General features: G+C 34.7%; 19 protein-coding genes. 4 read left to right on the forward strand and 15 right to left on the reverse strand.

Going from position 1 to position 24,578, the window contains the following annotated elements; genetic code table 11:
- Positions 1 to 174 precede the first annotated feature (174 nt).
- Positions 175 to 312 carry a hypothetical protein gene (locus tag B0A64_RS25205; protein WP_165769826.1) on the forward strand — a complete coding sequence of 46 codons (138 nt, stop codon included), beginning with the start codon at positions 175 to 177 and terminating at the stop codon, positions 310 to 312.
- Between the two features lie 40 nt (positions 313 to 352).
- A complete protein-coding gene (locus B0A64_RS15445; protein WP_089480410.1) occupies positions 353 to 787 on the forward strand; it encodes a DUF6526 family protein in 435 nt (144 codons plus the stop codon).
- A 34-nt stretch (positions 788 to 821) separates the two neighbouring features.
- On the opposite strand, the gene B0A64_RS15450 is transcribed toward B0A64_RS15445, so the two are convergent.
- The 3 genes from B0A64_RS15450 to B0A64_RS15460 all read right to left on the reverse strand — a co-directional run bounded on the left by B0A64_RS15450 (position 822) and on the right by B0A64_RS15460 (position 4,275).
- The gene (locus B0A64_RS15450; RefSeq protein WP_165769827.1) at positions 822 to 1,979 is read right to left on the reverse strand and encodes a hypothetical protein; all 1,158 of its coding nucleotides are present in this window, start codon (positions 1,977 to 1,979) and stop codon (positions 822 to 824) included.
- A 203-nt stretch (positions 1,980 to 2,182) separates the two neighbouring features.
- Positions 2,183 to 3,601: an MATE family efflux transporter gene (locus B0A64_RS15455; RefSeq protein WP_089480411.1), complete on the reverse strand. Its 1,419-nt coding sequence runs from the start codon at positions 3,599 to 3,601 to the stop codon at positions 2,183 to 2,185.
- Positions 3,602 to 3,810: 209 nt separating this feature from the next.
- On the reverse strand, positions 3,811 to 4,275 hold the full coding sequence (locus tag B0A64_RS15460; protein ID WP_089480412.1) for a MarR family winged helix-turn-helix transcriptional regulator: 465 nt from the start codon (positions 4,273 to 4,275) through the stop codon (positions 3,811 to 3,813).
- Between the two features lie 161 nt (positions 4,276 to 4,436).
- Between B0A64_RS15460 and B0A64_RS15465 the strand changes: the two genes are divergently transcribed.
- Positions 4,437 to 5,351, forward strand: a complete 915-nt coding sequence (locus B0A64_RS15465; RefSeq protein ID WP_089480413.1) for a hypothetical protein — start codon at positions 4,437 to 4,439, stop codon at positions 5,349 to 5,351.
- A gap of 221 nt (positions 5,352 to 5,572) precedes the next feature.
- On the opposite strand, the gene B0A64_RS15470 is transcribed toward B0A64_RS15465, so the two are convergent.
- The 6 genes from B0A64_RS15470 to B0A64_RS15495 form a co-directional block, all read right to left on the reverse strand.
- A complete protein-coding gene (locus B0A64_RS15470) occupies positions 5,573 to 7,591 on the reverse strand; it encodes a glycoside hydrolase family 97 protein (RefSeq protein ID WP_089480414.1) in 2,019 nt (672 codons plus the stop codon).
- A gap of 25 nt (positions 7,592 to 7,616) precedes the next feature.
- Positions 7,617 to 8,861 (reverse strand): glycoside hydrolase family 71/99-like protein, encoded by a 1,245-nt coding sequence (locus B0A64_RS15475; RefSeq protein ID WP_089480415.1) that lies wholly within the window; start codon positions 8,859 to 8,861, stop codon positions 7,617 to 7,619.
- 361 nt (positions 8,862 to 9,222) lie between these two features.
- Positions 9,223 to 10,728: a RagB/SusD family nutrient uptake outer membrane protein gene (locus B0A64_RS15480; protein ID WP_089480416.1), complete on the reverse strand. Its 1,506-nt coding sequence runs from the start codon at positions 10,726 to 10,728 to the stop codon at positions 9,223 to 9,225.
- A gap of 24 nt (positions 10,729 to 10,752) precedes the next feature.
- Entirely contained in the window at positions 10,753 to 13,773 is a 3,021-nt protein-coding gene (locus B0A64_RS15485) for a SusC/RagA family TonB-linked outer membrane protein (RefSeq protein ID WP_089480417.1), read from the reverse strand.
- A 121-nt stretch (positions 13,774 to 13,894) separates the two neighbouring features.
- The gene (locus B0A64_RS15490; RefSeq protein ID WP_089480418.1) at positions 13,895 to 14,977 is read right to left on the reverse strand and encodes a hypothetical protein; all 1,083 of its coding nucleotides are present in this window, start codon (positions 14,975 to 14,977) and stop codon (positions 13,895 to 13,897) included.
- Positions 14,978 to 14,985: 8 nt separating this feature from the next.
- Positions 14,986 to 15,510, reverse strand: a complete 525-nt coding sequence (locus tag B0A64_RS15495) for a DUF5004 domain-containing protein (protein ID WP_089480419.1) — start codon at positions 15,508 to 15,510, stop codon at positions 14,986 to 14,988.
- 481 nt (positions 15,511 to 15,991) lie between these two features.
- On the opposite strand from B0A64_RS15495, the gene B0A64_RS15500 reads away from it, so the two are divergent.
- Complete coding sequence (locus B0A64_RS15500) at positions 15,992 to 17,590, forward strand: DUF6377 domain-containing protein (protein ID WP_089480420.1); 1,599 nt, start codon at positions 15,992 to 15,994, stop codon at positions 17,588 to 17,590.
- A gap of 378 nt (positions 17,591 to 17,968) precedes the next feature.
- Here the strand turns inward: B0A64_RS15500 and B0A64_RS15505 are convergent, their stop codons facing one another.
- From B0A64_RS15505 to B0A64_RS15530, 6 genes are all read right to left on the reverse strand, one after another.
- Positions 17,969 to 19,192, reverse strand: coding sequence for a sterol desaturase family protein (locus B0A64_RS15505; protein WP_089480421.1), 1,224 nt, complete (start codon positions 19,190 to 19,192; stop codon positions 17,969 to 17,971).
- A 223-nt stretch (positions 19,193 to 19,415) separates the two neighbouring features.
- Positions 19,416 to 20,702, reverse strand: a complete 1,287-nt coding sequence (locus B0A64_RS15510; RefSeq protein WP_244285420.1) for a Glu/Leu/Phe/Val family dehydrogenase — start codon at positions 20,700 to 20,702, stop codon at positions 19,416 to 19,418.
- Between the two features lie 470 nt (positions 20,703 to 21,172).
- Positions 21,173 to 22,027 carry a DMT family transporter gene (locus B0A64_RS15515; RefSeq protein WP_089480422.1) on the reverse strand — a complete coding sequence of 285 codons (855 nt, stop codon included), beginning with the start codon at positions 22,025 to 22,027 and terminating at the stop codon, positions 21,173 to 21,175.
- A gap of 30 nt (positions 22,028 to 22,057) precedes the next feature.
- Positions 22,058 to 23,377, reverse strand: a complete 1,320-nt coding sequence (locus tag B0A64_RS15520; protein ID WP_089480423.1) for a serine hydrolase — start codon at positions 23,375 to 23,377, stop codon at positions 22,058 to 22,060.
- Position 23,378: 1 nt separating this feature from the next.
- Positions 23,379 to 23,819: a MarR family winged helix-turn-helix transcriptional regulator gene (locus tag B0A64_RS15525; protein WP_089480424.1), complete on the reverse strand. Its 441-nt coding sequence runs from the start codon at positions 23,817 to 23,819 to the stop codon at positions 23,379 to 23,381.
- Positions 23,820 to 23,934: 115 nt separating this feature from the next.
- Positions 23,935 to 24,528, reverse strand: a complete 594-nt coding sequence (locus B0A64_RS15530) for a 2OG-Fe(II) oxygenase (protein ID WP_089480425.1) — start codon at positions 24,526 to 24,528, stop codon at positions 23,935 to 23,937.
- Positions 24,529 to 24,578 lie beyond the last annotated feature (50 nt).

Raw genomic sequence — 24,578 nt, forward strand, 5'->3', positions numbered from 1 at the left:
TCGCTTTACTAATAGAGATGTTACAGATTAAGAAAATTAGAAAAGATAAATTCTTGTATTTTTTTAATCTTTGATAAAAAAAAATATTGAAATCCTATAACATTTCTGTTTTAAAATATAACATCAAAATTACAAACTAAACTAATTTTACTAAAACTAAAACAAAGTAAAGCCATGGAAAATGAAGATGAAATTGAGGCTTTTTTTTATTTAGATATTACTAAGCAAACTTTTAATAAGTTTAATTATAAAGAGAACATTGGTTATGTTAGTTTATTTTTGGAAAAAAAGCTATTCTATTTTTTAGGATAGCTTTTGTTTTTTTTAGTACCCCTTAAAACAAAAAACAATTATGAAAATTCAGACCTACTACAATCATATCCGGTTTTATACCCCGCATCATTTTGTTTATTACCCAATCTTAAGCCTATTTTTGGCAGCCAGTATTTATTTTGCTTTTACGACAGATGATACTCTGATTTGGTCTTTTGTAAGCGTTGGTTTTGTCTTCTTATTTTGTCTGGCTTTTATGCTGCGACAGCATTATGCACTAATCCTGCAAAATAGAATTGTGCGGTTAGAAACCCGTTATCGTTATTTTACGCTTACCGGAAAAAGATTTGAGGAATTTGAATATAAACTAACCGACGATCAAATATTTGCTTTGCGATTTGCTCCTGATAACGAATTACTGCCACTTATCGAAGATGCACTAAAAAACAATCTTACTGGCGATGCCATAAAAAAAGCAATTGTACACTGGAAAGCAGATTACAACAGGGTTTAAAATGGCAAAGCCAAATTCTTACTACTGATTTTTATTAAACTGATTTTCTTTTGAAATTAAACAAGATATAAATTAGAAATAAAATCAGCCAAACTGCCGCAATAACACCAAAAAAATACGCTATAATAGACGGATGAAGATAGTTGGGTTCATAAAACAATCGCTCTAAAGTCGTGAATTTTTCGGCTAGCGCCTGTCTGTCAAAATTGTTTTTAATGCCATTCAACACTTCATTGTTGTGCGCTTTGTAATATGCAACATCTTTTGCCAGATTCTTAGGTATAATAGAAGTTTCGATTTTATATTTTTTTAATAATGTATCCAGCTTCTGGAAATTAGATACCAACGAATCTTGCTTGTATTTATAAATTAGTTTGTATCGCCTTACCGCAGCATCATATTGCTGTTTTTCTTCCGGAATACCCTTTACAGGTTTGTATAATGTTTTGTTTTCCAGAAAAATACAAATATCTCCGTCATATTTTGGGTTAACTTCTTGGCCTTTGTAGATAATTTGAGTACTGTCTTTTATAACATTCTTTTTTATAATTCTTTCCAGAAGCTCTTTTTTTCCAAAACCAATAGTACTCGTTGCAGTCGAAACTTGATCTAAATCTGCTGTTAACATCTTCAGGGTATCAATGCTGTAGTAATTGTATTCGACACTATAATAATCACCTGTCAAAGTACTGTCGACAACCTCAGCAACAGGATATGGCTTTGGGTATAAGATATTGACGGGATTAAATAATTTCTCTGAACTATAGGACGTATAATTGTATAAAAACGGATTTAAAACATTGAGTAAAGTTTTGTCTTTATTAAATTTCGTCTCCGATAATTCTATTCTCAATTTTGCATTAAGACCAAAGCTATAACTCACAAAAAATGAAAAAGTAAAAAACGAAAGCAGCAGCAACAAACCGCCAATTTTAAGCAAATTACCAAAAGCATAATTTTGCTTTGAATGATTTCTAATTAAAAATATCAGAAAGAAAAATAAAAACAAACCACTTACAAAAAAGTGAGAAATAGAGACATCATCATAGAATTTAAACCTGTAAAACTCCGTGTAGATATTGATATTTCCTATTCCTTCAAACTTAAAATAGCCATATAAAAAATAGCCCAGATGAATCAGTAATAGTATTACAAATGACTTTATAAAGTATTGTTTTAATTTTTTATCCATGTTTTATTTTGAGAAATTACTCTCAAATATAACAAATCCCATTTAAAAATAAAACCTATATCTGTTTGCAAATCAAATATTCAAGACATTATCTGTACAATCTTGTTATAAAGCAGGAAGAAAATATGTAAACAAAAAAAAGACGCACTGCTGTGCGCCTCTACAAACCTTTGAACCTTTGTTCCTTTGAACCTCAGCCCTCGTTATTTAATCTCAAATCCTTCCTTGACAATTTCTTTTTCGACTTTGTCAATAAGTTTATTGGTTTTTCCGGTTAATCGTTCTTTTTTCCAATCGCCTTTAGCATAAATAAGCATCGTTACAATTGCTGTAATAACGGTTGAAACCGGAAAAGCCCACCAAATACCAATTGGTCCAAGAGATGTATTGTGTGATAAAATATAAGCTAGCGGAAATTGCAGAACCCATTGCGAAACCAGTGTTAAAATCATGGGTAATGTGGTGTTTCCAACTGCTCTAAAAACGCCCAATAAACACATTTGAAGCCCCAAAAATCCCCAAGAAAGACAGGTGATTCTTAAAAAAGTTGTTCCCCCCTCTATAACGGCAGGTTCATTTGGAACGAAAAAAGCAATTAAATGTGGTGCAAAAGCAAAAGCAATCAATCCAATTCCGGTTAATAACCCGAAACCTAAATAAGCGCCAAGTTTTGCTATTTTGCCGGCACGAAGCATATTTCCCGCACCAATATTCTGACCTACCAAAGTGGCAATCGCCATCGAAAGCCCCAAAGCCGGAATCATAATAAGCTGAATCAGGTTAGAACCCGCTCCGTAAGACGCTACGGTTGTAGTACCAAAATGCACAATCAAAAAGGTAATTGCCGTTAGACCAATTGCACGCATCGATTGTTCTATCGAAGACGGAAACCCAATTTTGAACGCTTTTTTAATATGTTTGAAATCTGGTTTAAAATCTTTTAGTTGTAAATAAATACCATGTTTGCCTCTAAACAAAATGGCAAATCCTATAATAATTGCTAAACTTTGTGTTGATAAAGTTGCCAATGCGGCTCCTTTTACACCCATTGCCGGAATAAATTTCCATCCAAAAATAAACAAAGGATCTAAGGCAAAATTCAGAATTACAGTGCCCAACACAATATAAACCGGCAAAGTAACGCGACCAACCCCTCGCATAACCGACTGGAAAATCATGAAGCTAAAACTAAAAACCAGTCCAATAAAAGCAATTTGCATAAAGCCCAGGGCATCTTTATAAACTTGCGGGGTTACTTTTAGAATTTGCAGGAAATACGGACTCATAAAATAGCCAATAATCGATAAAACGATCGATGCCGAAATTACCATTAGCAACGTTTGTGCTGCAACATGATTGACCATTTCCTGCTGTCCTGCACCAAAATATTGTGCAATAAGTATCGATCCCGCAATCGCAAGACCGGTTCCTAAAGCAATCATCAGAAAAATTACGGGTGTACTTACAGAAACGGCTGCAACAGCATCCCCGCCTAAACGACCAACCCAAAAGGCATCTACTAATTGATAAGCGGCTTGTAGTAAATTGGCAATCATAATAGGAACCGCCAATTTTAATAAGGAAGAAAGTATTGGACCTTCTAATAATTCGTTTTTGTTCATTTTATATTTTATAATGTTTGTTTGTTTTTGCCACAGATTAAATGGATTAAAAAATTCTTATAATCTATATGTTTTTTTTGCCACAAATTGCACTAATTTTTACTAATTAGTAAGGTATCATTCTTACTAAGGTTTGAAATTTAAACATAGACTTAGCCAATTTTAAAAATTCGGGTTAATTCATGAAATTCGCGGCAAATTTTTTTAAGTTAAAGCGTATCTAATTTATCTGCATATCTTCTGATGGTTTCCAGCGCTTCTGTTCTTTCTTGTGCAGAAAAAACCGCCAGAACCTCATCTTCTGCTTTTTTCATTAAGATTTTTATGTCTTTAGCCAGATTAATTCCTTCTTGCGTGAGACTTACAATATTCTTTCGCTTGTCATTTTTATCTTTTTGAACGACTACCAAAGCTTTTTTTTCTAATGCATTTATACTTCTTAAAATAGACGATTTATCCCGCATTGTTTTGTCCGAAAGTTCTCTTTGTGATAAACTCTTTCGTTGCAAAATCATAATTAATGGCAATTGTTCCAGCTGCAAATTAATGCCCGCTTCGTTCATTAGTGCATTTGTATGACGAAAAATAGTTCGCTTCATACGATGTATCTGAAAGAAAAAACTTTCTGAAATCTCTTCTTTAAAAGTCGCAAAATCTGTTTTGTCATTTTCCATGAGACAAAATTACAAAAAAGAGTGACATGTCAACCAATTTTAACAAAATTACTAAATACCTGACAGTCAAAATAATAAAACTCTAAAAACCAAATTTGAATGATTTTTTTTGTTAACTTTAAATGTTAAAAATTTATCAATAAAATTTAAAAATAAGTCTCATGAAAAAATTATTTTATTTTTTGATAGTTTCCCTTTTCTATGGTACAATTGAGGCTCAGACTACGGCCGAAATTCCAATAGAAAACTCCCTTCCCTCCTTACAAAATGATCCTGAAACACCTCAGGATTACAATGCTACTGATTTGTCCTGGCATGACAGACGGTTTAAAGTAACTGCCGGAGCTTTTTTTCCGGTCAATAATACTGAAATTGAAGTGGGAACGAATAATGGAAACCGGGGTACCAAAATAGATCTTGAAGATGATTTAGGGTTTTCAAAATCAAGTGCCTCTTTTATGGCAACCTTCGACTGGCGTATTTCAAAAAGATCAAGATTGGGTTTTGAATATTTTTCTCTGGACAGAAGTTCCTCAAAAACACTCGAAAAAGAAATTACTTTTGGGGAGCACACCTATACCATAAATACGAGAGTAACGGCCTTTTTTGATGTACAGATTGCAAGAATTGCCTACGGTTATGCTATTTTGGCAAAACCAAAGTACGAAGCCGGTTTACTAATTGGTGCTCACGTACTTTTTACTGATCTGGGCTTACGTGTCAATGCAAATCAGGCGAGTGCAGAATACAGAGATAGCTTTAACTTTACCGCTCCTTTACCGGACATTGGGATCTGGGGCGAATTTGTATTGGCAAAACGTTTTGGATTGTATGTAAATGCAAATTATCTCGCCGTAAAAATTGACGATATCGATGGCCGGATTATTAGTTATAATCTTTCTCTTTTGTACAATGTGCACAAAAATTTTAGTCTTACCGCAGGATATACGGGACTGAATTTTAAAATTGATGCTGTAGAAAAAAGACTGAACGGATTCCTGAAATGGGGATATAATGGTCCAACTCTTGCCGCAGCCTATACTTTTGGCGGGCATATTAAGTTTAAAAAGAGATGATTTCTTTTTAAAAGGTTCATAGGTTCAGAGTTGCAAAGGAGCAAAGGTTTTGATGCTGAAAACTTGAAAACTTGAAAATTGGAACTTGGAACTTGGAACTTGGAACCTGAAAATTGGAACCTGAAACTTGGAACTTGAAACATAAAAAAAACAAACCCGATGTCCTGAAAAAACATCGGGTTTGTGGCTCAAACTTAACTTAACTCAAATAAACTAACTATTTATTTCTGGATTGGGGTAAATTTTATAGCTGTTCCTCCTCCGGCTGCCAACTTAAGATCGAGTATGGTTGTACTGGTTACTTTTTGTTTTGAAATCGTTACCGGATACGGATTCGTTTTATAATTCGCTCCTGCCCCATCTGCATAAACTTCGGCTTCATACTCTTTTCCTTTGTCTAAAAACGATAAGGCAACTTTCAGGTTTCTGGCATTGCTATTTGTTATGGCTCCCAGATACCAGTTTTTCTCGTCCCAGTCTTTACGAACAATTGTAGTATATTCTCCTATTTTAGAATCCAGGACTTTTGTATCTGACCAATTGCACGGTACATCTTTTATGAACTGAAACTCTGGTTTTCCTTCATAGTTCTCCGGCAAATCTGATGCCATTTGCAACGGACTAAAAATAATAACATACAACGCCAATTGGTTTGCCAGAGTAGTTTGCACTCTCGCTCCGGAAGGGGTTTTGTAATCAAAATTGAAATTGCCCGGTGTATAATCAAAAGGTCCTGAAAGCATTCTGGTAAAAGGCAAAGTGGTTAAATGCTCCGGAGTATTCCCGCCATCAACAGACCACGCGTTATATTCCTGCCCTCTACCACCTTCCTGCGACATAAAATTTGGGTAGGTTCGTTGCAATCCTGTTCCTTTTATAGGTTCGTGATTGTCGATCATGATGTGATATTTGGCCGCAGTTTCGATCACTTTTCTGTAATGACGTGCTCCATATTGACTATCATGCCATTCTTTTTTATCTAAATATTTATTTACATAACCTGTTTTTACGGTATTTACGCCCATTTTTTGATACAATTTAAAAGCATCTTCCAATTGACTTTCGTAATGTTTTGTTGCGCCTGCGGTTTCGTGATGCCCTATTAAACGGACATTTTTTATGGCAGCATATTTTGTAATTTCTTCCAGATTAAAATCAGGATATGCTTTTACAAAACTAAAAGATGATCCATCAGCAGTCCAATCGCCATCCCAGCCTTCGTTCCAGCCTTCTACCAGAACGCCGTCTAAATTATTTTTTGCAGCAAAATCAATGTATTCTTTCGTAATCTTAGTTGTCGCACCGTGTTTAGGCCCTTGTCCCCAAGTGTATTTTTCTAAATGCATTCCCCACCAGATTCCTATATATTTTGAAGGTCTGATCCAGGATAAATCTTCAATTTTTGATGGTTCATTTAAATTCAGCATAATAGTCGATGTCGCAACATCTCCGGGCGTTTTACCTACAACAATAGTTCTCCAGGGGGTTTTAAACGGAGTTTCGGCATATACTTTTACACCATTTGCCCAAGGGACTAATTCGCTTTTGTATTGTTTATCATTTGTTTTTAATAACGTCATCGAGGTAAAATCGGTTAAATTGGCTTCATGAATCGCCACAAATAATTTTTCTTTGGTTTCTAAAGTCGCCGGAGTATTTATGGTATCTGTTTTACTAACAGGTGTTTTACGATAGGTACTTTCGTAATAACTGTTTTCGCGATGTACCGGAATCCACCAAACATCATTATCAGATTTAAAAGTAAACTGGGTAATCTCATTCGAGATTTTTACTTTATCTAAATGCGGCTGTTTTGGGAATTCATATCGAAAACCTACACCATCATCAAAAACCCTGAAGATGATATCGACCAAACGTTCTTCTCCTTTTGATTCTTTTAGATGCACAATGAGTTCATTATGATGATCACGTACTTTTTTGAATTCTCCCCAGGGTTGCTCCCAGGTTTCATCGGCTGTATTTTCTTCGGTAGAAACTACTTCAAAATCCTCGGTCATTTTTTGGATTCCCTGAAATTCAAATCCCAGTAAAGACGGCTCGATAACTGATTTTCCGTTTGATGTAAAACTATATTGCGGCTGACCGGAAGGCGTTAATTCAAAAACTAATTCGGTATTTTTTCCCGGCGAACTTATTTTGTATGTTTTTTTAGTACTGCAGGCCACTATCAACATTGATGCTAAGGCGATTATACAGTATCTATATTTTATGTTTTTCATTATTTAATTGTATTAATTACAACTCTTATTTAATTTCGTTTAGTAATTGTTTTGCTTTTGCGGGTTGCATGGATACAAAATAATTAAAAGCCTGATCTAACTTTTTCCAGGCATCGGCATTGCCTTTCTTTTCGATTCTTAGATGGTACATTTTACTGATATCAGGAAAAACAGTTTCGGTATTTTTTACTCCTGCAAATGTTTTTACTTTTTCGATATAGGTATAGCCAAATTCTACTGTGGGTTCGAACATTGTTCCTTCTCCAAAGTCATTCCATGTAATGAGTTGCAGATACTTTAGATTCGCATTTTTAGCCAAAGAAAGTGTTTCATCAAGCGTCGCTCCGTTGTTGTGCTCTATGGTCCAGCCAATCGCCGCTCCGCCACCACCTTGGGCATAAAAATCCTTGAAACCCGGATAAGCACTTCCCATTGCAACAGTAAGTTTGGGTTGGGTATTGGTATAAAAATTAGTGAGATAAGTGCTGTTTTTATAGACCCACGCATATTCGCCCGAGGCGTTATCTCCTGCTTCTGTCGATTGATCCCAAAGCGGTAAAAAAGTAGGTTTTGTGGTCAGGGTATTAAAAACGTTTGTCCATTGGACAGGGGTTTGCAATACAATTGGACCAAAATTTAGCAACAATGGTTTTCCGTTTATTTTGATGTAATTTTTATCGCCAAAATAATTTTTCTCTACATAAGCCAAATCGGTTTTTGCAGCGCTGGTCACTGAAATTGCTTTTCCGGCATCGACCACATTTTTTGTTACGCGATCTTCGTAAACAATTGCATATTCTAATCCTACTTTGCCTAACATGGCAATAAGTTGCTCTGTGTTTTCTTTTACCATCCGATAATCGTTAACATCAAATGTGCCGTACCAATCGATCAAAACTCCGTCGATTCCAGAATATTTCATCAATAATAAATGGTTTTCGATCACATTATTATCACCTGAATGATACGGTCCAATTAGGGGATAATAGTAGGACGCAATTTCTCTGCGATTGCCTGCGCCTATGTTGTCTGGATTTTTGTTTGCCATTGTCCAGTGATATCCCCATTTTTTATCGGCACTACTTTCGTTGGTTTCAAACCAAGGCATATAATGCACATAAATTTTGGTACTATTTGTTTTTTCAATCGCAACAGGTTCAACTGTTACCGGTTCTGTGGGTGTATCAGAATTTTTATCATCGCTGCTACATCCCGCGACGACTAAAATATTCAGAATCCCAAAAAACAGTAATGTGATGGATCTTTTCATAATGATGTACTATTTATTTTTATATTTTTTTGCCACAGATTAAAAGGATTAAAATGATCTTTATCTGCGTTGAATTGATTTGCTTTTAATCTGTATGAATCTTTTATCCCGATTGCTATTTGCAATAGTTAAAATTTTCTCTCGCAGATTTGGCAGATTGAGCAGGTTTTATTTTGTCATAGATCAAGACGAAATAAAATTCACATCTAAAGAAATGCTTTAATAGAGAAAAAAATCTGCTCAATCTGCCAAATCTGCGGGAAACAAAAATCTTTTTAATCCTCTAATCTGTGGCAAAATTATTCTTAAAACATGTCAGCTTTCTACGACTAACCAACATAGAAAACTGACATTCAAGAACCTAATACCCAGGATTCTGTATCAGGTTTTTATTTGTTATTAAAACAGTGCTTGGAATTGGGAAAATCGCTCTGTATTTTTCTGTTGGCCCTTTTTCCCACCAGGATTGGAAGAATGTTCCAAAACGAATATTATCGGTTCTTCTTCTTCCTTCAAAAGTAAATTCCTTAAGCAATTCTTTATCAATAAAATTAAGATCGATTGTTGTTGGCATTTCTTCTCCGGCACGTGCTGTAATTTGCTGAACAAAAGGTTTTGCTAGGTCTGCAGATCCTAAACGCACATAACATTCGGCTTGCATCATTAAAATTTCGGCATAACGAATCAGGACAAAATCATGATCACGTTCCCATTGTTCTCCGGCTTTCATTTCGTATTTTCCTAAACGAACGCCTTGATTTTCTTTGGCATCAGCAACACTTGTTACTTCTTCTGTATAAGTAAGCGGTTCTCCGTTATCCATTACGATCACTTGTCCTGTTGCCACATTGATCTGGTCTCCGGCAACCATACATTTTCTTCTTTTGTCTGTTGCTGCAAAAGCAGAGTAAACTCCCGGTTGTGCACACATCCCGTTGGCGCTCCAGGGATAATCATTTCCAGATGCAGAGATGGTTAATTTATGCAGGTAATGGCAAGACATTGAGTTCATATAATTACCAACGGTTCCTGCTTTTTGATCGTAAGGAATTGCAAAAATAATCTCCGGTGATTTCTCGTTTTGTGTTGCAAAATTGGCAAAGAAATCAGGTGTCAGCGTATATCCGGTTACTTTCTGGCACATGTTGATGCAGTCTTGCCAACGTGCTGTACCTATAAAAGCCTGGGAGTTTAGGTACAATCTGGCTAATAAGGAATAGGCCACATTTTTTGTCAATTTAGAATACACGATATTCGATGTTAAGTGTGGTATAGCATCCAGTAATTCTTTCTCGACAAAATCATATACTTGTTTTCTGGTAGAGTTTGACGGCAATGAGGTATCTTCAAAATTGACTACAATTGGCACATTACCAAATAAATCCAACAGGTTGTAGTAATAATAGGCTCTTAATGCTTTTAGCTCTGCATAAATTGGTGCTTTTGCGGCATCTGTCAATGCCGATTTATCTACCTGATAAATAATCGAATTGATTTTGGCGATTCCGGTATAATTGTATCGCCAAGCCGAAAGTATCAGACGGTTGTCTGTTTTCCAGGTATGTTTTTGTGCGTCCTGATATTGCCCGCCATCGTACCAGTTTGTACCTCTGGTAGGAATTGTAGCTTCGTCTGAAACGGTTTCTTCAAGAAAGAATACATACTCAGATGTTGGGTAATTGTTAGAAATTCCATCTGCAAATCCTCTTAACGAAGAATAAGCTCCTCCAACCAATGCGTCAACCTCTTTTGGAGTATTTCCAAAATTTCCGTCTTCTACCTTATCATATAAGTCTTCATTTAAGTTGGTACATGATATCGTAAAAAGCATGCTAACTACTAATGCTGCTGTTATTTTGACTTTCATTTTTTATATTTTTGAGTTATTCGCTTAGTTATTCAGCGTAAAATTTAATCCTACAGAAATTGTTGTTGGTCGGGGATAATTATTATATCTGTCAATTCCGGGAGCTGCTAATCCGGTTAAATCCATTACTCCGGTTTGGTTTATACCGTCTTGTGCATTTAAACCAATTTCTGGATCTACTCCTTTATAACTTGTAAATACGGCAAGATTTTCGCCCATAAGATATATTCTAAGTTTAGAACTTTTGTATTTTAAAGGCAAAGTATATCCTATAGAAACGGTTTGAAGCCTGAAGAATGAAGCATCTTCGATCCAATAACTAGAATATTTTGGTGCAGATGTAATCCCGCTGTTCAGGAAATTATCAGGAACATTAAAAGTGGGTAATCTGTTAGGATCGTTCAACATCATATTGGTTGCATTCAATGCTTTCTGACCAAACATTCCGTACCCTGAAATACCAAGGTCAAAATTTCCATACGAGAAATTCATTCCCACACCCATCGTCAAATCCGGTTGTACGTTTCCTAAATCTTTTTTATCCCCATCTACCAGTGCAGTGTCCAAAACTTTGTCTCCCGCAGCATTGTAGTACAACATTTTTCCATCAGCACCAAGACCTGCACTTTCAAAACCCCAGAAAGTTCCAACTGCATACCCCTCGGCAATAATTTGAGAATATTGTCCTGACATTCCTGCCAAACCGTGTAGTGATCCGCTATAAATAACATCTGTTTTATAGGTAGGATTGGACAGTTTTTCTATTTTTTGAACATTATGCCCTAAAGTCAAATTTGCATTCCAGGAAAATTTGTCTCCTTTTATAATATCAGCATTTAGCGTAAGTTCTACTCCTTTGTTAGACATTTGTCCAACATTTGCCAACATAGTCCCAACTAAATAAGGAGGCTGAGGAACTTCGTAGGTATACAATAAATCGTCTGTATTTTTAGAATAATACTCGAAGGAACCTGTAATTCTGTTAAACAAACTAAAATCTACACCAATGTTCAATTGTTTTGTCGATTCCCATTTCAGGTCAGGATTCGGGTTTTGTTTAGGCGAATATGCCAAACTCCAGGTTCCTGTAGTTGGATCGTAGTAACTATCGTTTCCAACTCCTAAAATCGAAAGCGATTTATACTCTCCAATTCCGTCCTGATTACCCGTAACACCGTAACCTACCCTAACTTTAAGATTGTCTAACCAGCCTTTTGTTGACCCCATAAATTCTTCGCTCGAAATTTTCCAGGCTGCAGATGCAGATGGAAATGTTCCCCATTTATTGTTTTCTCCAAAACGGCTTGAACCATCTCTTCTTACTGTACCTGTTAGCAAATATTTGCCATCATACGAATAATTTGCACGGGCATAAAAGGATACCAGATTCGATTTTCCTTTATACGAATACACATCGCCCAAACGATAATTATATCCTGCACCCAGATTGTTGTAGCTAAAAGCATCTGTTACAAAACCGCTGCGTTGTGCACCAAAACCTTCGTATATATTCTCTAAATACGAGTATCCTGCAAGCGCACCAATGGTATGTTTATCGATTACTTTATTATAATTTACATAAAGCTCGCCTTGCGCATTTGCATATTCGGCATACGTTTTTTGAGCATAACCATTTTCTGTAGTTCCTTCGAGAACGGCATAACTTGGTTTGTACGTGCTCCCTTTTACGGCATTATGCTCGTATGAAATATTGGCTACAGCCAGGAAATCTTTCAGGAACTTTACTTCGGTTTTAAAATATCCTAACAATCTGTGTCTTTCGTTGTCAACTTTTCTGTTGGTTAGAATTTCGACCGGATTTTCGTAAAGGTTTCCGGAAACAGCCGAAAATTTTCCGTTAGAGTCATACACCGGAATGGTTGGATTTAAATTATAAGAACGTTCAAAAATTCTATAATCCAGCGGATGCCATTTGTCTACATTGGCAAATAAACCCATGTCAAATTTTACTTCTTTATTGTCTCCAAGATATTGGTAGGCGTTAATGTTCCCGCTTAATCTCTCTAAACCTGTCGATTTTATAACCCCTTCGTTGTTCAGGTAAGAAAGCGAAGTTCTAAAACCACTATCTGTTTTACCGGAATTAATACTTAATGTATGCGACTGCGAAATAGCGGTTTGTTGCAATGCTTTTTGCCAGTTTGTATTTCCGCCGTAATCAACAGCATCTTTGTTTCCTGTACTGCGAACATAACCTCGCCATTGATTGGCTGATAAAAGATCTAAATTATCTGTTACATACCCCACACTTGATAAGCCGCTGTAGGTAACCGAAACTCCTTTTGTACCGGATTTTGTGGTTATGATAATGACTCCGTTTGCTCCTCTTGATCCGTATATAGCCGTTGCCGAAGCATCTTTAAGAACGTCTACAGATTTAATATCTGAGGGTTGAACGATGTTGATATCGACACCTGCAATACCATCAACTACAATAAGCGGGCTGTTGCTTGCTGTCAGGGATGTTCCTCCGCGCAAACGAATTGTAGACCCCGCAGCCGGATCTCCAGAAGGACGAATGATGTTTAATCCCGCTACTTTTCCTTGCAAAACCTGCTCTGTAGACGAGATGGTTCCTTTTACTAAATCATCTGATTTAAGGCTTGAAATTGCTCCCGTTAAATCTGATTTTTTCTGCGTTCCATATCCCACAGAAACTACCTGAACTTCGGCAAGCATATAACCATCATTTTGCAAACGAATGTCTATATTAGGCTTTGTTGCTGCCGTTATCTGAACTTTTTGAGTGGTTGCTCCTATGAACGAAACCTCAATAGAACCTCCTACGGCTACAGTCAAAGCAAATTTTCCGTCAAAATCTGTAGTGGTAGCATTTCTGGTACCTGTTTCGATAACCGTCGCTCCGGGCAATAAACCCCCTGTATTATCATAAACGGTACCTGATACCTGCTTTTTTTCCTGAGCAAACATTCCTGCCGAAAGAAAAAGCATGAAAATCATGAATACCACATTTTTAGTAGTCCACATTTGATGCAGGACTATTTTTTTATTTTTACTATTCATATGTAGCTATTTATTGTTTTTTTTATAGGTCATATGTAATTCGCATAACATCATTTGGGCTTGTGACCCATTTTGAGTTATGCTCATTTCATTAGAATTGATGTTTTAATTTGATCGTGAATTATTTGTCTAAAGTTTTAAGCGGAATCGTTGTGTCCGAAATCGTTTTGTCTTTATTGTCTTTTACCAAAACATGTATTTCATTTAGATTTTGAATTCCGTTTAGTTCCGTAACTAAGTTGACAAATCCTTTTATCTCTGCGGTTCCTCCGGCAAACTCACCAGAAATTACTTTGCTTCCTGCCGTAATGGTGTAGCTTAATTTGTTTACCCCGGATTCATTATTTTTTCTGGACATTCCCAGAAAATCTCTCTGACTAATTTGCAAAGGAAAAAATGCAAAAACCGGTGGTGGTGGCGGTACATAAGCTCCTGCAAATAAAACCTGATCCGGAGTTGTTCCTGCCCAATCGTCTTTTACCATCAGGAAAACTAAATTTTTCATCTCATAACCATCCGGTGCATTGTAATACTCTTTTGGAACCAGGTCCATTTTGTAAAAACCATTGCCTAAATCTTTCAATTTTGTTTTGGCTACAACTTCAGGTAACCAGGATTGGTATTCTTGTTTAAGATCCCAATCGTTTAGTCCGCTATGTATATGAACACTGGTAGCGCCTGCGAATCCCGGAACTAAATTGGCATTGAATAAAATGCTTACCCCTTTATCAATTGTTGGTTTGGCCGGATAAGCTCTGATCAGCTCATTGGCCGTAAAAAATGACGAAAAATCGGTATAAGGTACATTGGCGACTTCGCTTTGTTTTGATCCGTTTTTATTTTTTATACGAAGCCAAAACCCGTCGCTTGCAGCAATTTGTGTTGTGGTTTTAGAAAAATATTCGGTTGGGGTTAATGTAAAGCTCCAAATTTTGTCTTTTACATGTGTCAGTTTTGCGAAGTCTGATGAGTTTTCCCAATGACCTGCATCTGGTTCTGATGGTGACCAGATCCAAAGGTATAAATCTTCATTCTCTGCAAATGTGGTTGCCGAAAGATCAAAATACCAGGTCACTTTTTCATCATACTTGTATACTACAGGAAATGATGACATACTACCCACAGCCCCGGCAGTTTCTTGTGCCTGCATAAAATTAGGAACCATAAAAAGGGCTAGTAAAATTGCATATATAAATTTTTTCATATTACTTTTTAATTAATAGCTGTTAATTTAAATACGTAAGACACAAAAACAGTCCCGCCAGAAGTACGTGATAGCTGAATCTCCATCTCTCCGTTTTTTCCCGGAACGGATGATAATCTTAGCTCATCTGTTTTTTGAGTTTTTTGAGCATCACTATACAAGTAAATTTTAATAGCATTACCGGGAGTTGTTGGCTGAAAATCTGAACTTAGTTTCCAGAATCCTTTTGCAGCAAATAAAGGAGGAACATTGCCTGTAACTTCGTAACTCGTTGGCGTATTCTTTTCATCTACATTAAATTTAATTTTAAAATCTTCGTAGTTAAAATAGGTACTCAAGTTTTCTTCGCTTGGCTCGATCTTGTTTGCCTTGGCAAATTCATCTACCATTTTTAAATTTGTCAATCCCCAGTTTCCATTTAATTTTTCGTAAATGGTAACAGGATCAACGTAGCTCCCGTCTTCAGTATTATCGCACCCAATGGCAAATAAACACATGATGACAGCTAACCAGTAAATACTTTTACATCTCATAAATTTTGGTTTTCGTTAGTTTTTTATCCCTCTAAAAGGACAGCACGAAACTAGATGTTAAATAAATCTAAAAAAAAAGATCTTTAAAAAATCAAGATATAATCTGAACAATTAAACACGTAAATACCTAATTATCAAACATTTAAAACATTATAATTAAAACAAAAATCAAGATATTGTTTAGACCAAAAACATAAAAAAAACAGGGTAAAAATGACAATATCTAAATTAAATGATATTATTTTTTCACTATACACATATTTAATTGCTTTTTATTGTATAATTGCAAGTTATTAAACTACTTTTAACATTTTATAACCATTTTTACATTATATTCCTGCTTTCTTTTGACCTGTACTTAAAGAAGTTACCTTATTTTTAAAAGTTGCTAATCATCAGCTCTTAAAGTATTTTTGAATTACAAAACGAATTTACCCACACTGAACTAACCCATTTTTTTACCCTAAACCAAACCAAAAACATGCGAAGAATAGTAATTCTATATTTTTTCATTGCAGGTTTTTCTCTAACGGCAAAAGAGACAAATCCTATTCTTGAAGAATTAGATAAAGTGCTCCTTAAAAAGGATGTTTACTTAAAACAGAAGTATCATAAAATAGAAGCTTTAAAAAAAAATGTATCAAAATTTACTTTAAGCCAGAACAATGAACAGTTATATGATAATTATATGCTATTGTTTGAGGCCTATAAATCTTTTAAATATGACTCTGCTTATTATTATTTAGAACAGGCTAAAATCAAAGCAATTGTTCTAAAAGAACCTAAATATCTCGCAAAAAGCAGGATCAAAGAAGGTTTTGTTTTGCTTTCGTCCGGACTTTTTAAGGAAGCAATTGATACGTTGAATGTTATTGATGATAAAAAATTAGATCTTAAAAACAAATTCGAATTTTACTCCATAAAAGCGCGTGCCTACTATGATTTGGCCGATTATAACAAGGACCAGCGTTTTAACATTCATTATGTACAGCAGGGAAATCATTTCCTGAAAAAAGCTTTAGAGTTAATAGGCACAAATACAAACGAATATTGGGCGGCAGAAAGCTTAAAACGCTTGAAACAGCAAGACTGGCGTGGTGCCGAATTTGCTTTTAGTTACTGGATCAATAATTATCAATTGCCACCGGATTATTACGGAATTGCAACCTCGAGCCTGGGATATATTTACTCCGAAAGAGGGTATACAAAAAAGGCGATTCAGTATCTGGCTCTTGCGGCTATTGCCGATGTAAAAAATGCGACGAAAGAAACTGTTGCTCTTAGAAACTTAGCCAATGAACTCTTTAAAATGGGTTATTTGGATAAAGCCAATGAATACATCAACATTGCAATGGACGATGCCACTTTTTATAATGCGAGACATCGTAAAATCGAAATTTCGTCGATCCTGCCTATTATCGAAAAAGCACAATTGAACAATGTAAAAGACAAAAATGACAAACTCGAAAAGATCATTATTTTATTGACAATTTTGACTTTGATCATCATTTTGTTTTCGATTATTATTTTTAAACAATTAAAAGAAAGAAACAAAGCCCGAAAAATAATGGCATCATCATACGCACAACTTCAGGAAATGAATATTAGTTTAAGCGAAGCCAATGCGATTAAAGAAGAATATATTACGTATTTTATTAAGGCAACATCGGCTTTTATCAACAAGATAGATCATCTTCAGAAAAGTACGCTGCATAAAATCATCACCAAAAAAACAGATGAAGTTATTGCGAGTTTAAAGCAGTATAATGTAAAGGAAGAGCGGGAGAATCTTTTTCATCAGTTTGATGAAATCTTCCTGAAGTTGTTCCCCACTTTTGTGACAGATTTTAATCATTTATTTCCCAATGATCATAAATGTATCGTTAAAAAGGGGGAAATTTTGAACACTGAACTCCGCATTTTTGCTTTGTACCGTTTAGGGATTCAGGACAGCAATCAAATGGCAGAATTTCTGGAACTTTCTGTAGCAACGATTTATACCTATAAAACCAGAATCAAAAGCAAATCAGATTTTAAGGATACTTTTGAAGAGAAGATTATGGCGATTAAAACGATTTAAAAAAGAGTTTAGCCACAGATTAAAAGGATTAAAAAGATTTTTTTATGTAGAGTCTGTTAAAAAGGGATGCCACTAATTGCACCAATTTTCCCTAATTTTTTATGCTGTAAATTGATAAAAATTAATCCGTGCTAATTGGTGAAATTCGTGGCAAAAAAAACCAATTAGTAAATCTTTTTAATCCTTGTAATCTGTGGCAAAAAATGCTTAAAAAAACGCCACGAATTGCACCAATTTTCCCTAATTTTTTATGCTGTAAATTGATAAAAAGAATTCGTGAAAATTCGTGCAATTCGTGGCAAAAAAAACCAATTTTAAATGTCGTTTCTTTACTTTATATTCTATAATCTTTATTCTATGTTCTTTACTCTATAATCTTTACTCTGATGTTTCTAATTGAAGAACTACGTTTTGATATCGTGTACTGAGCGAGAATAATTGCTCGGCAAAAATCATAATTGCCAGCGGAACAAAGAAAAATGATATCTGGTTTTGTTCGTTTAAAAAGTAAGTCGTCACGATAAAAATTCGGCCATATTCAAGATAATACATCCATTTTCGTTGCTCTAATAATGCGCCACAATTGACCAGGGTTATTAGAATAATCGAAAGCACAAAAACTTTATCAATACCATTTAAAAACTCAAAATAATAGGTAAAAACGGTTAAAAACAGTGTGCAGAATCCCAATTGAATATAGAGGTAATTCTTGAATCGAAGTCTTTGATGGGGATTGGCTTTATCCTGCAGAAAACGTTTTTCGAGTGTTGGTCTGATATCCTGATCCATATATGCCGGACTGCCAAAAACAGCTTTCCATTTGGCCTTAAAACCCGTCGAACGTTTCCATAATTCGTAAATTTCAAAATAATAATGAAAATGCTGCCACAGGAAACTATAACTTTTTAGCGGATGTGTTAAACCGTATTTTGGTTTCTCTTCTTCTTGCTGGAAAGTCCCAAAAAGTCGGTCCCAAAAAGTAAACATATCGCCATAATTTTTATCTAAATATTTCTCATCAGATGCATGATGCACTCCATGAACCGAGGGTGTTACAAAAACATATTCTAACCATTTTATTCGACCAATAAGCTGTGTATGCGTAAAAAAAGAATAGGCTCCATGCACAATCAACATGGTAATGACCATCGACGGATGAAAACCAACAAAGGGTAATACACACCAAAATCCGGTCCTGACTACCGCCTGAAAAGTGGTAATTCTGGCTGCGGCTGTAAAATTAAATTCCTCACTATGATGGTGGACAATATGTGCTGCCCAGAAAAAATTGACTTCGTGCCCTAATCTATGATACCAATACCAAACAAAATCTGTGGCAAGAATCAAGGCAAACCAAACAAACGCATTGCTCGGGATATCCAAAATTCTGTAGTTATCATATATCAAATAATACAATTGATAAAAACTTCCGGCTATAAACAAATTTATCAACCGCTCTGCGATACCAATGCTAATATTTGAAACGGAGCTTTCATAATTAAAAATTTCCGGTCTCTTCCTGCGTTGCGCTAATTTATATTCTAAAAATAAGAATAGAAAAAAAGCGGGCATTGCGAAAGCTAGAAAATTAATATGTTTCATTTTAAAAATTTCTTTTTTGATTTATAAAAAATTCAAATACACTTTATTTAAAACCATTGGGTTTAATTATTTTAAGACATAGAAACAGAGCAAATATCTGAAAGAAACACACCCTGCTGGTTGCTATAAACTTAAAACAAAGATATTTTCATCGATTAATACCTTCTCTTTTGAAAATAATATTAACCAATGAAAACAGTCTTTATATTCTAAAACCTAATTTTTAGTTTTGCTTAAACTTCGGAGTATCAAGCGCAACTTCTTTTACAGATTGCGTGTCGGCAACTTTTTGTAAAGCAATAATATAGGCAGCAATACGCGGCGTTACGTTGTGTTTTGCTGCAACTCTAAAAACAGTTTCAAAACCTTTTTCTAAAATATCCTCCAAACGGGTATTGATTTGGTGAATTCTCCAGGACTCCAAAAGCGAGTTTTGCAACCATTCGAAGTAAGAAACCGTAACGCCTCCCGCATTGGCTAAAATATCAGGAACTACTAAGACATTATTATCGTGTAATATTTGATCAGCATCTGATGAGACTGGTCCGTTTGCTCCTTCTACTATAATTTTGGCGCGAATATCAGGGGCATTTTTTTGTGTGATAACATCTTCTTTTGCAGCCGGAATCAAGACATCGACTTCTAATAATAATAAGTCTTCGTGTTTGATGGCAACTGAATTTGGATATCCTTTTATACTTTTATTGTTTAGGTTATAATATAAAATCAGTTCCGGGATATTAAGTCCCTCAGGATTATAAAAAGCCTCAGAAACATCGCTAACCGCTACAACTTTTAGTCCTTTTTCGTATAAAAATAAAGCCGAATGCAATCCTACATTACCAAAACCCTGAATTGCTACGCTGGATCTTGCAGGTCTTAGTTTTAATTTATGAAGTGCCAGCAGGGTAATAATGCTTACGCCTCTTCCTGTGGCCTCTACCCTGCCTAATGATCCTCCTGAATGCAAATGTTTTCCGGTTACAACGGCATGAATTGTTTTGCCGTGTAGTAATGAAAACTCATCCATCAACCAGCCCATTTCGTCAGGTCCTGTTCCCATATCCGGTGCAGGAACATCTTTTTCAGGACCAAAAATATCTGCTAAAGCTTTTGTATACGCTCTTGTAATTTTCTCTAATTCTGTTTTAGAAAGTTTTCTGGGATCACAAATGATTCCGCCTTTTGCACCTCCAAACGGAATTCCGGTTACTGCAGATTTCCAGGTCATCCAGGCTGCAAGTGCCTTAACCTCATCAAGGTTTACAGCTGTATCATAACGAATACCTCCTTTTGATGGTCCTAAAGCGGTATTATGAATAACACGATATCCTTCGAAATTTTGCTCTTTACCGCTGTCTAGTGTAATAGAAAAATTAACCACTATTTGCTTTTCAGGTCGTTGCAATTTTTGCCTGATCGATTCATCTAATTTTAGAATATCGGCAGCGATATTAAAGCGATCAATCATGGATTGAAAGGGGTTCTGTTTTATTAATTCTGCACTCATGATATATATTTTTTTTTAAAATTTGGGTTATTTTGGGTTAGAAGTTTAGGGTTTAAAAATCTTTTGTCGGGCTGCAAAAGATTTTTTACTTTTTATAAATAATTGTAATTCCTGCAACACGGAATTTTCATCAGGCAGCATTGCATCATTATGTTTGTATTTCGATTTGATCTCATTTTATTAATTTTTTACTATTTCTAAAAAAAGCCTTTCATGGTGCATGAAAGGCTAAAAAAAAAAATAACTAACAAGTACTTTCTCTATTAACGCCATTCCATCGCATTGTTTGACATGCAACACATCGTGAAGCTGCACATAAACGGGATGATATATAGGATATAGTTTTTCATTGTTGGGACAAATTTATAAATTATATTCTTAAATTCTATAGAATTAGTCGAGTTTATTTTAAATATTATTCCAATAAAGCAAAAAGAACCTGTAAACTAACGTTTTAAGAGATTAAAAAATTATTTAAATTGTGAGATAACAATAAAAATAATGGAAATTAAGGCCAAAAAGATTCCGATAAAATTAATTTTGGATAATTTTTCCCTAAAAAAAAGCAAGCCTGTAAGACTTCCTAAAATGATCACCCCCATGTTCATTCCGGCAAAAACTGTCGAAGGATTTTCGGCAAAAGCTTTATGTGCTTTTAAATAAAATAGAATATTTCCAAAATTAAAAATTCCCACTAAGGCTCCAAAAAGGATATTTTTAGGTTCTAATTTTATTTTTTTAATTACAATTTGATAAAGCGCAATTAAAAGTGCCACAACAAAAGCAATGCAAAAAACAACAAATAATGACGTAGGATAAGGCAAAGTAGTATAAAGTGCTATTTGCTTAAAAAGGATATCAATTATGCCAAAACCAACCAAAACAGCTGCGGGAAAAATCCATTTGTTTTGTGTGTTTTCAGATTGTTTTCTAAGTATAAATAAAAGTGCCAGAAACCCAATAACAAGTCCTGTCACTTTGTACGAATTAAATTCTTCTTTAAAAATCAACCAGGCGGCAATAATAGGAATAAACAATGATAATCGCTGAGCGGCATCTGTTTTTACAATTCCCATGTGTTTGATAGAAGCAACCAGAAAAAGAAAAACAAATGGCAATAAAACCCCAATAGCAATATAAATATTCCAGGGCGCAGTTGCATCTATTTCTGCCAGATTTGGACTAAATGTAAAATAACATAGTGCTAAAGCAATTACATAATTGTAAGCTACGATCTGAGTTGGATTGCCGTCGTATTTTCGGGTTATCTTAAAAATCACACCAACAATTACACTGCAAAGAATACTTAAAACAAGAAACAACATAGGATTAAATTTTGAACACAAAAATAGTGTTTAAACTCCTTTAGTTTTGTTTTTGACCTCTTTTATTCCAGCCTTTTTTATTTGCAGTTGTGTAATTTTTCCTTTTTTGTCTTTAATAAATTCCAATGTAGTATTATTATTGTCTGAGCGAAAAAACTTTGTTTGAGATTCCGGTAACAATTCTATATCATAATCCAGATAATATAATTTATTGTCTTTCTTTAAGATTTTGATATTCTCATAATCCCCAATATATTGATCATAAACTTTAGTATCTGTTGTTACCTGAACGTGTTTGTACGGAAGTTCTACTTCTTTCCCAAAACATATTCCTGCAAGACCATAAGCGATGTAGTAAGACTTTGATTGATTGTTGGACAAAACCGTAATAAAAACTTTATCCACCATAAATTTATTAAAGGAAGTCATTGCTCCAAAAAAGCCTCCATCATGCGCTATTAATTGATGGTTTTGATTGTAGAAAGGATTAATGATAACACCATAACCATAATTTTGATCATTATAAGCGGTAAACATTTTTTTCTTAGATTCTTCTGATAGTATAATTTCGCTATCAAACAACGCTTTATTCCATAAATTCAGATCTTCAACAGTCGAATAAATGCCGTCATGACCTACATTAAAATTCCAATTGATATAGGGATTTTTCACTAATTTATTATTATCCAGATAATACAATTGGGTCATTTTATCTACTATTGCGTCATTTGTTGTCACTCCAGAATGGTACATTTTTGCTTTATCAAACAAATTTTGCTTTAAATATTCAGCGTAAGATTGTCCCGATGCTTTCTCTATAATTTGGCTTAACAAATAATAGCCGATATTACTGTAAGCAGTGCCGGTTCCGGGTTCAAACAATAAAGGCTTTTTTGCCAGATAAAGGTAAACAGAATCTTTGTCCAGATTGGTTTTAGACAAATAAAGTTCATCATAATCCATTGCCAAACCAGAGTTATGGCTTAACATCATCTTTATCGTTATTTTTTGTCCTTCCGGAAAAGCATTAAAATACTTACTGAGCGGATCTTCTAATGAAAGTTTTTTATTTTCTGCCAATTGTAAAATGGCAACTGCCGTAAATTGTTTTGAAACAGAGGCTAAACTGAATTTAGAATCTATTGTATTCTTTACTTTCCATTCATAATTAGCAAAGCCATATTCTTTTTTTAATACTACAGAATCATTTTTAGTCACGAGAACTGTACCACTAAAATCATTAATAGCAAATTGGGCATCCATGTATCGTTCTAACTTAGTATTGAGTTCTTTTTGAGAATATCCAAAAGCAAATACGAACAATACAATCAGTGATAATGTTGATTTCATATTAACTACTTTTACAATTAGTAATTATTTTATTCAATGTTTTGTCCAGCAATGTTATTTCTTCTAATGATAAACCATCCAGCGCCGTTTGCCTGTTGACCTGAATAACAGGTTGTATTATTTTGAGTGTTTTTATTCCTTTATCAGTAATTTCAAGGTTAAATTTTCTTCGATCTTCCAGATGAAGTGTTCGTGTCAGATATTCTTTTTTAACCATTAACTCTATCATTCTGGTAATCGAAGCATTGTCTTTAAAAACCAGATTTGCCAACTCGATTTGAGAAATTTTCTTATTATCGTTTAGTATAATTAATACCAGACACTGATCGACAGTAATATCTTTTACTACTTTGGTAATGTTTTTTTGTGCCAGTTTTCGATATTCTTTTATTGCCTTTTCTATCGAATAAAGAGCTGTTCCGGTTGGGTTTTCAAGTTTCATATCTTTTTGTTTGACGCAAATATAATTGATATATCAATATAAATTCTAATAATTGACAATTTTTTTAATCTCTCTTTTTTCTATTTTCTATCTTCTATTTTCCAGCTATTAAAAATTAATCACTCTTTAGCCAGCCTGTAATACTCATTCTTGTGTTTTGGGTAACCAGGACTTCGTGAACCAGTTCATTACTTTTAAAGAAAACCGTTTTGCCCTGAGTTGGCGAAATTTTCTGATGATTATTTTCCTGATGAATCATTAATTCTCCCCCGTCACTTTCCTGCCAATTACTATTGAGGTAACTAATCATGGAGTACTTTCGGCTTGGATTATTTTTAAACTGATCTAAGTGTTTTAGATAAAAATCACCTGTTTCATACAAAGAGTAATGAAATTCGTATCCGGTAATTCCGGCGTAACAGCTTTCGTTTAGATAAATAATAAATGCATCGATCTGATCAAAAAATGCATTTTCGAAAACATTATTATGCTTTTTGTCCAGCCAGTATATAGAATCGCTTCTAATGGCTCCATCGTAAGACAATTTTTCTGAATTGCCTATTCCGGCTGCCAGCAATAAACTTTTTTGATTTAAATCAATCAGGTTCTGTTTTAAATGATTTGCTAATTCGGCACTTAAAAAATGCTCCGATGTTCCTACTTTGTTCTCAATATAACTCGCAATTAAATCTTCGAAACCATTTTCCATTTCTATTTTGGGGAAACTGCAAATACAGCCAACGGAGTAAGGTAGACGAA

This window comes from Flavobacterium araucananum, assembly GCF_002222055.1.
Taxonomy (GTDB): Bacteria; Bacteroidota; Bacteroidia; order Flavobacteriales; family Flavobacteriaceae; genus Flavobacterium; species Flavobacterium araucananum.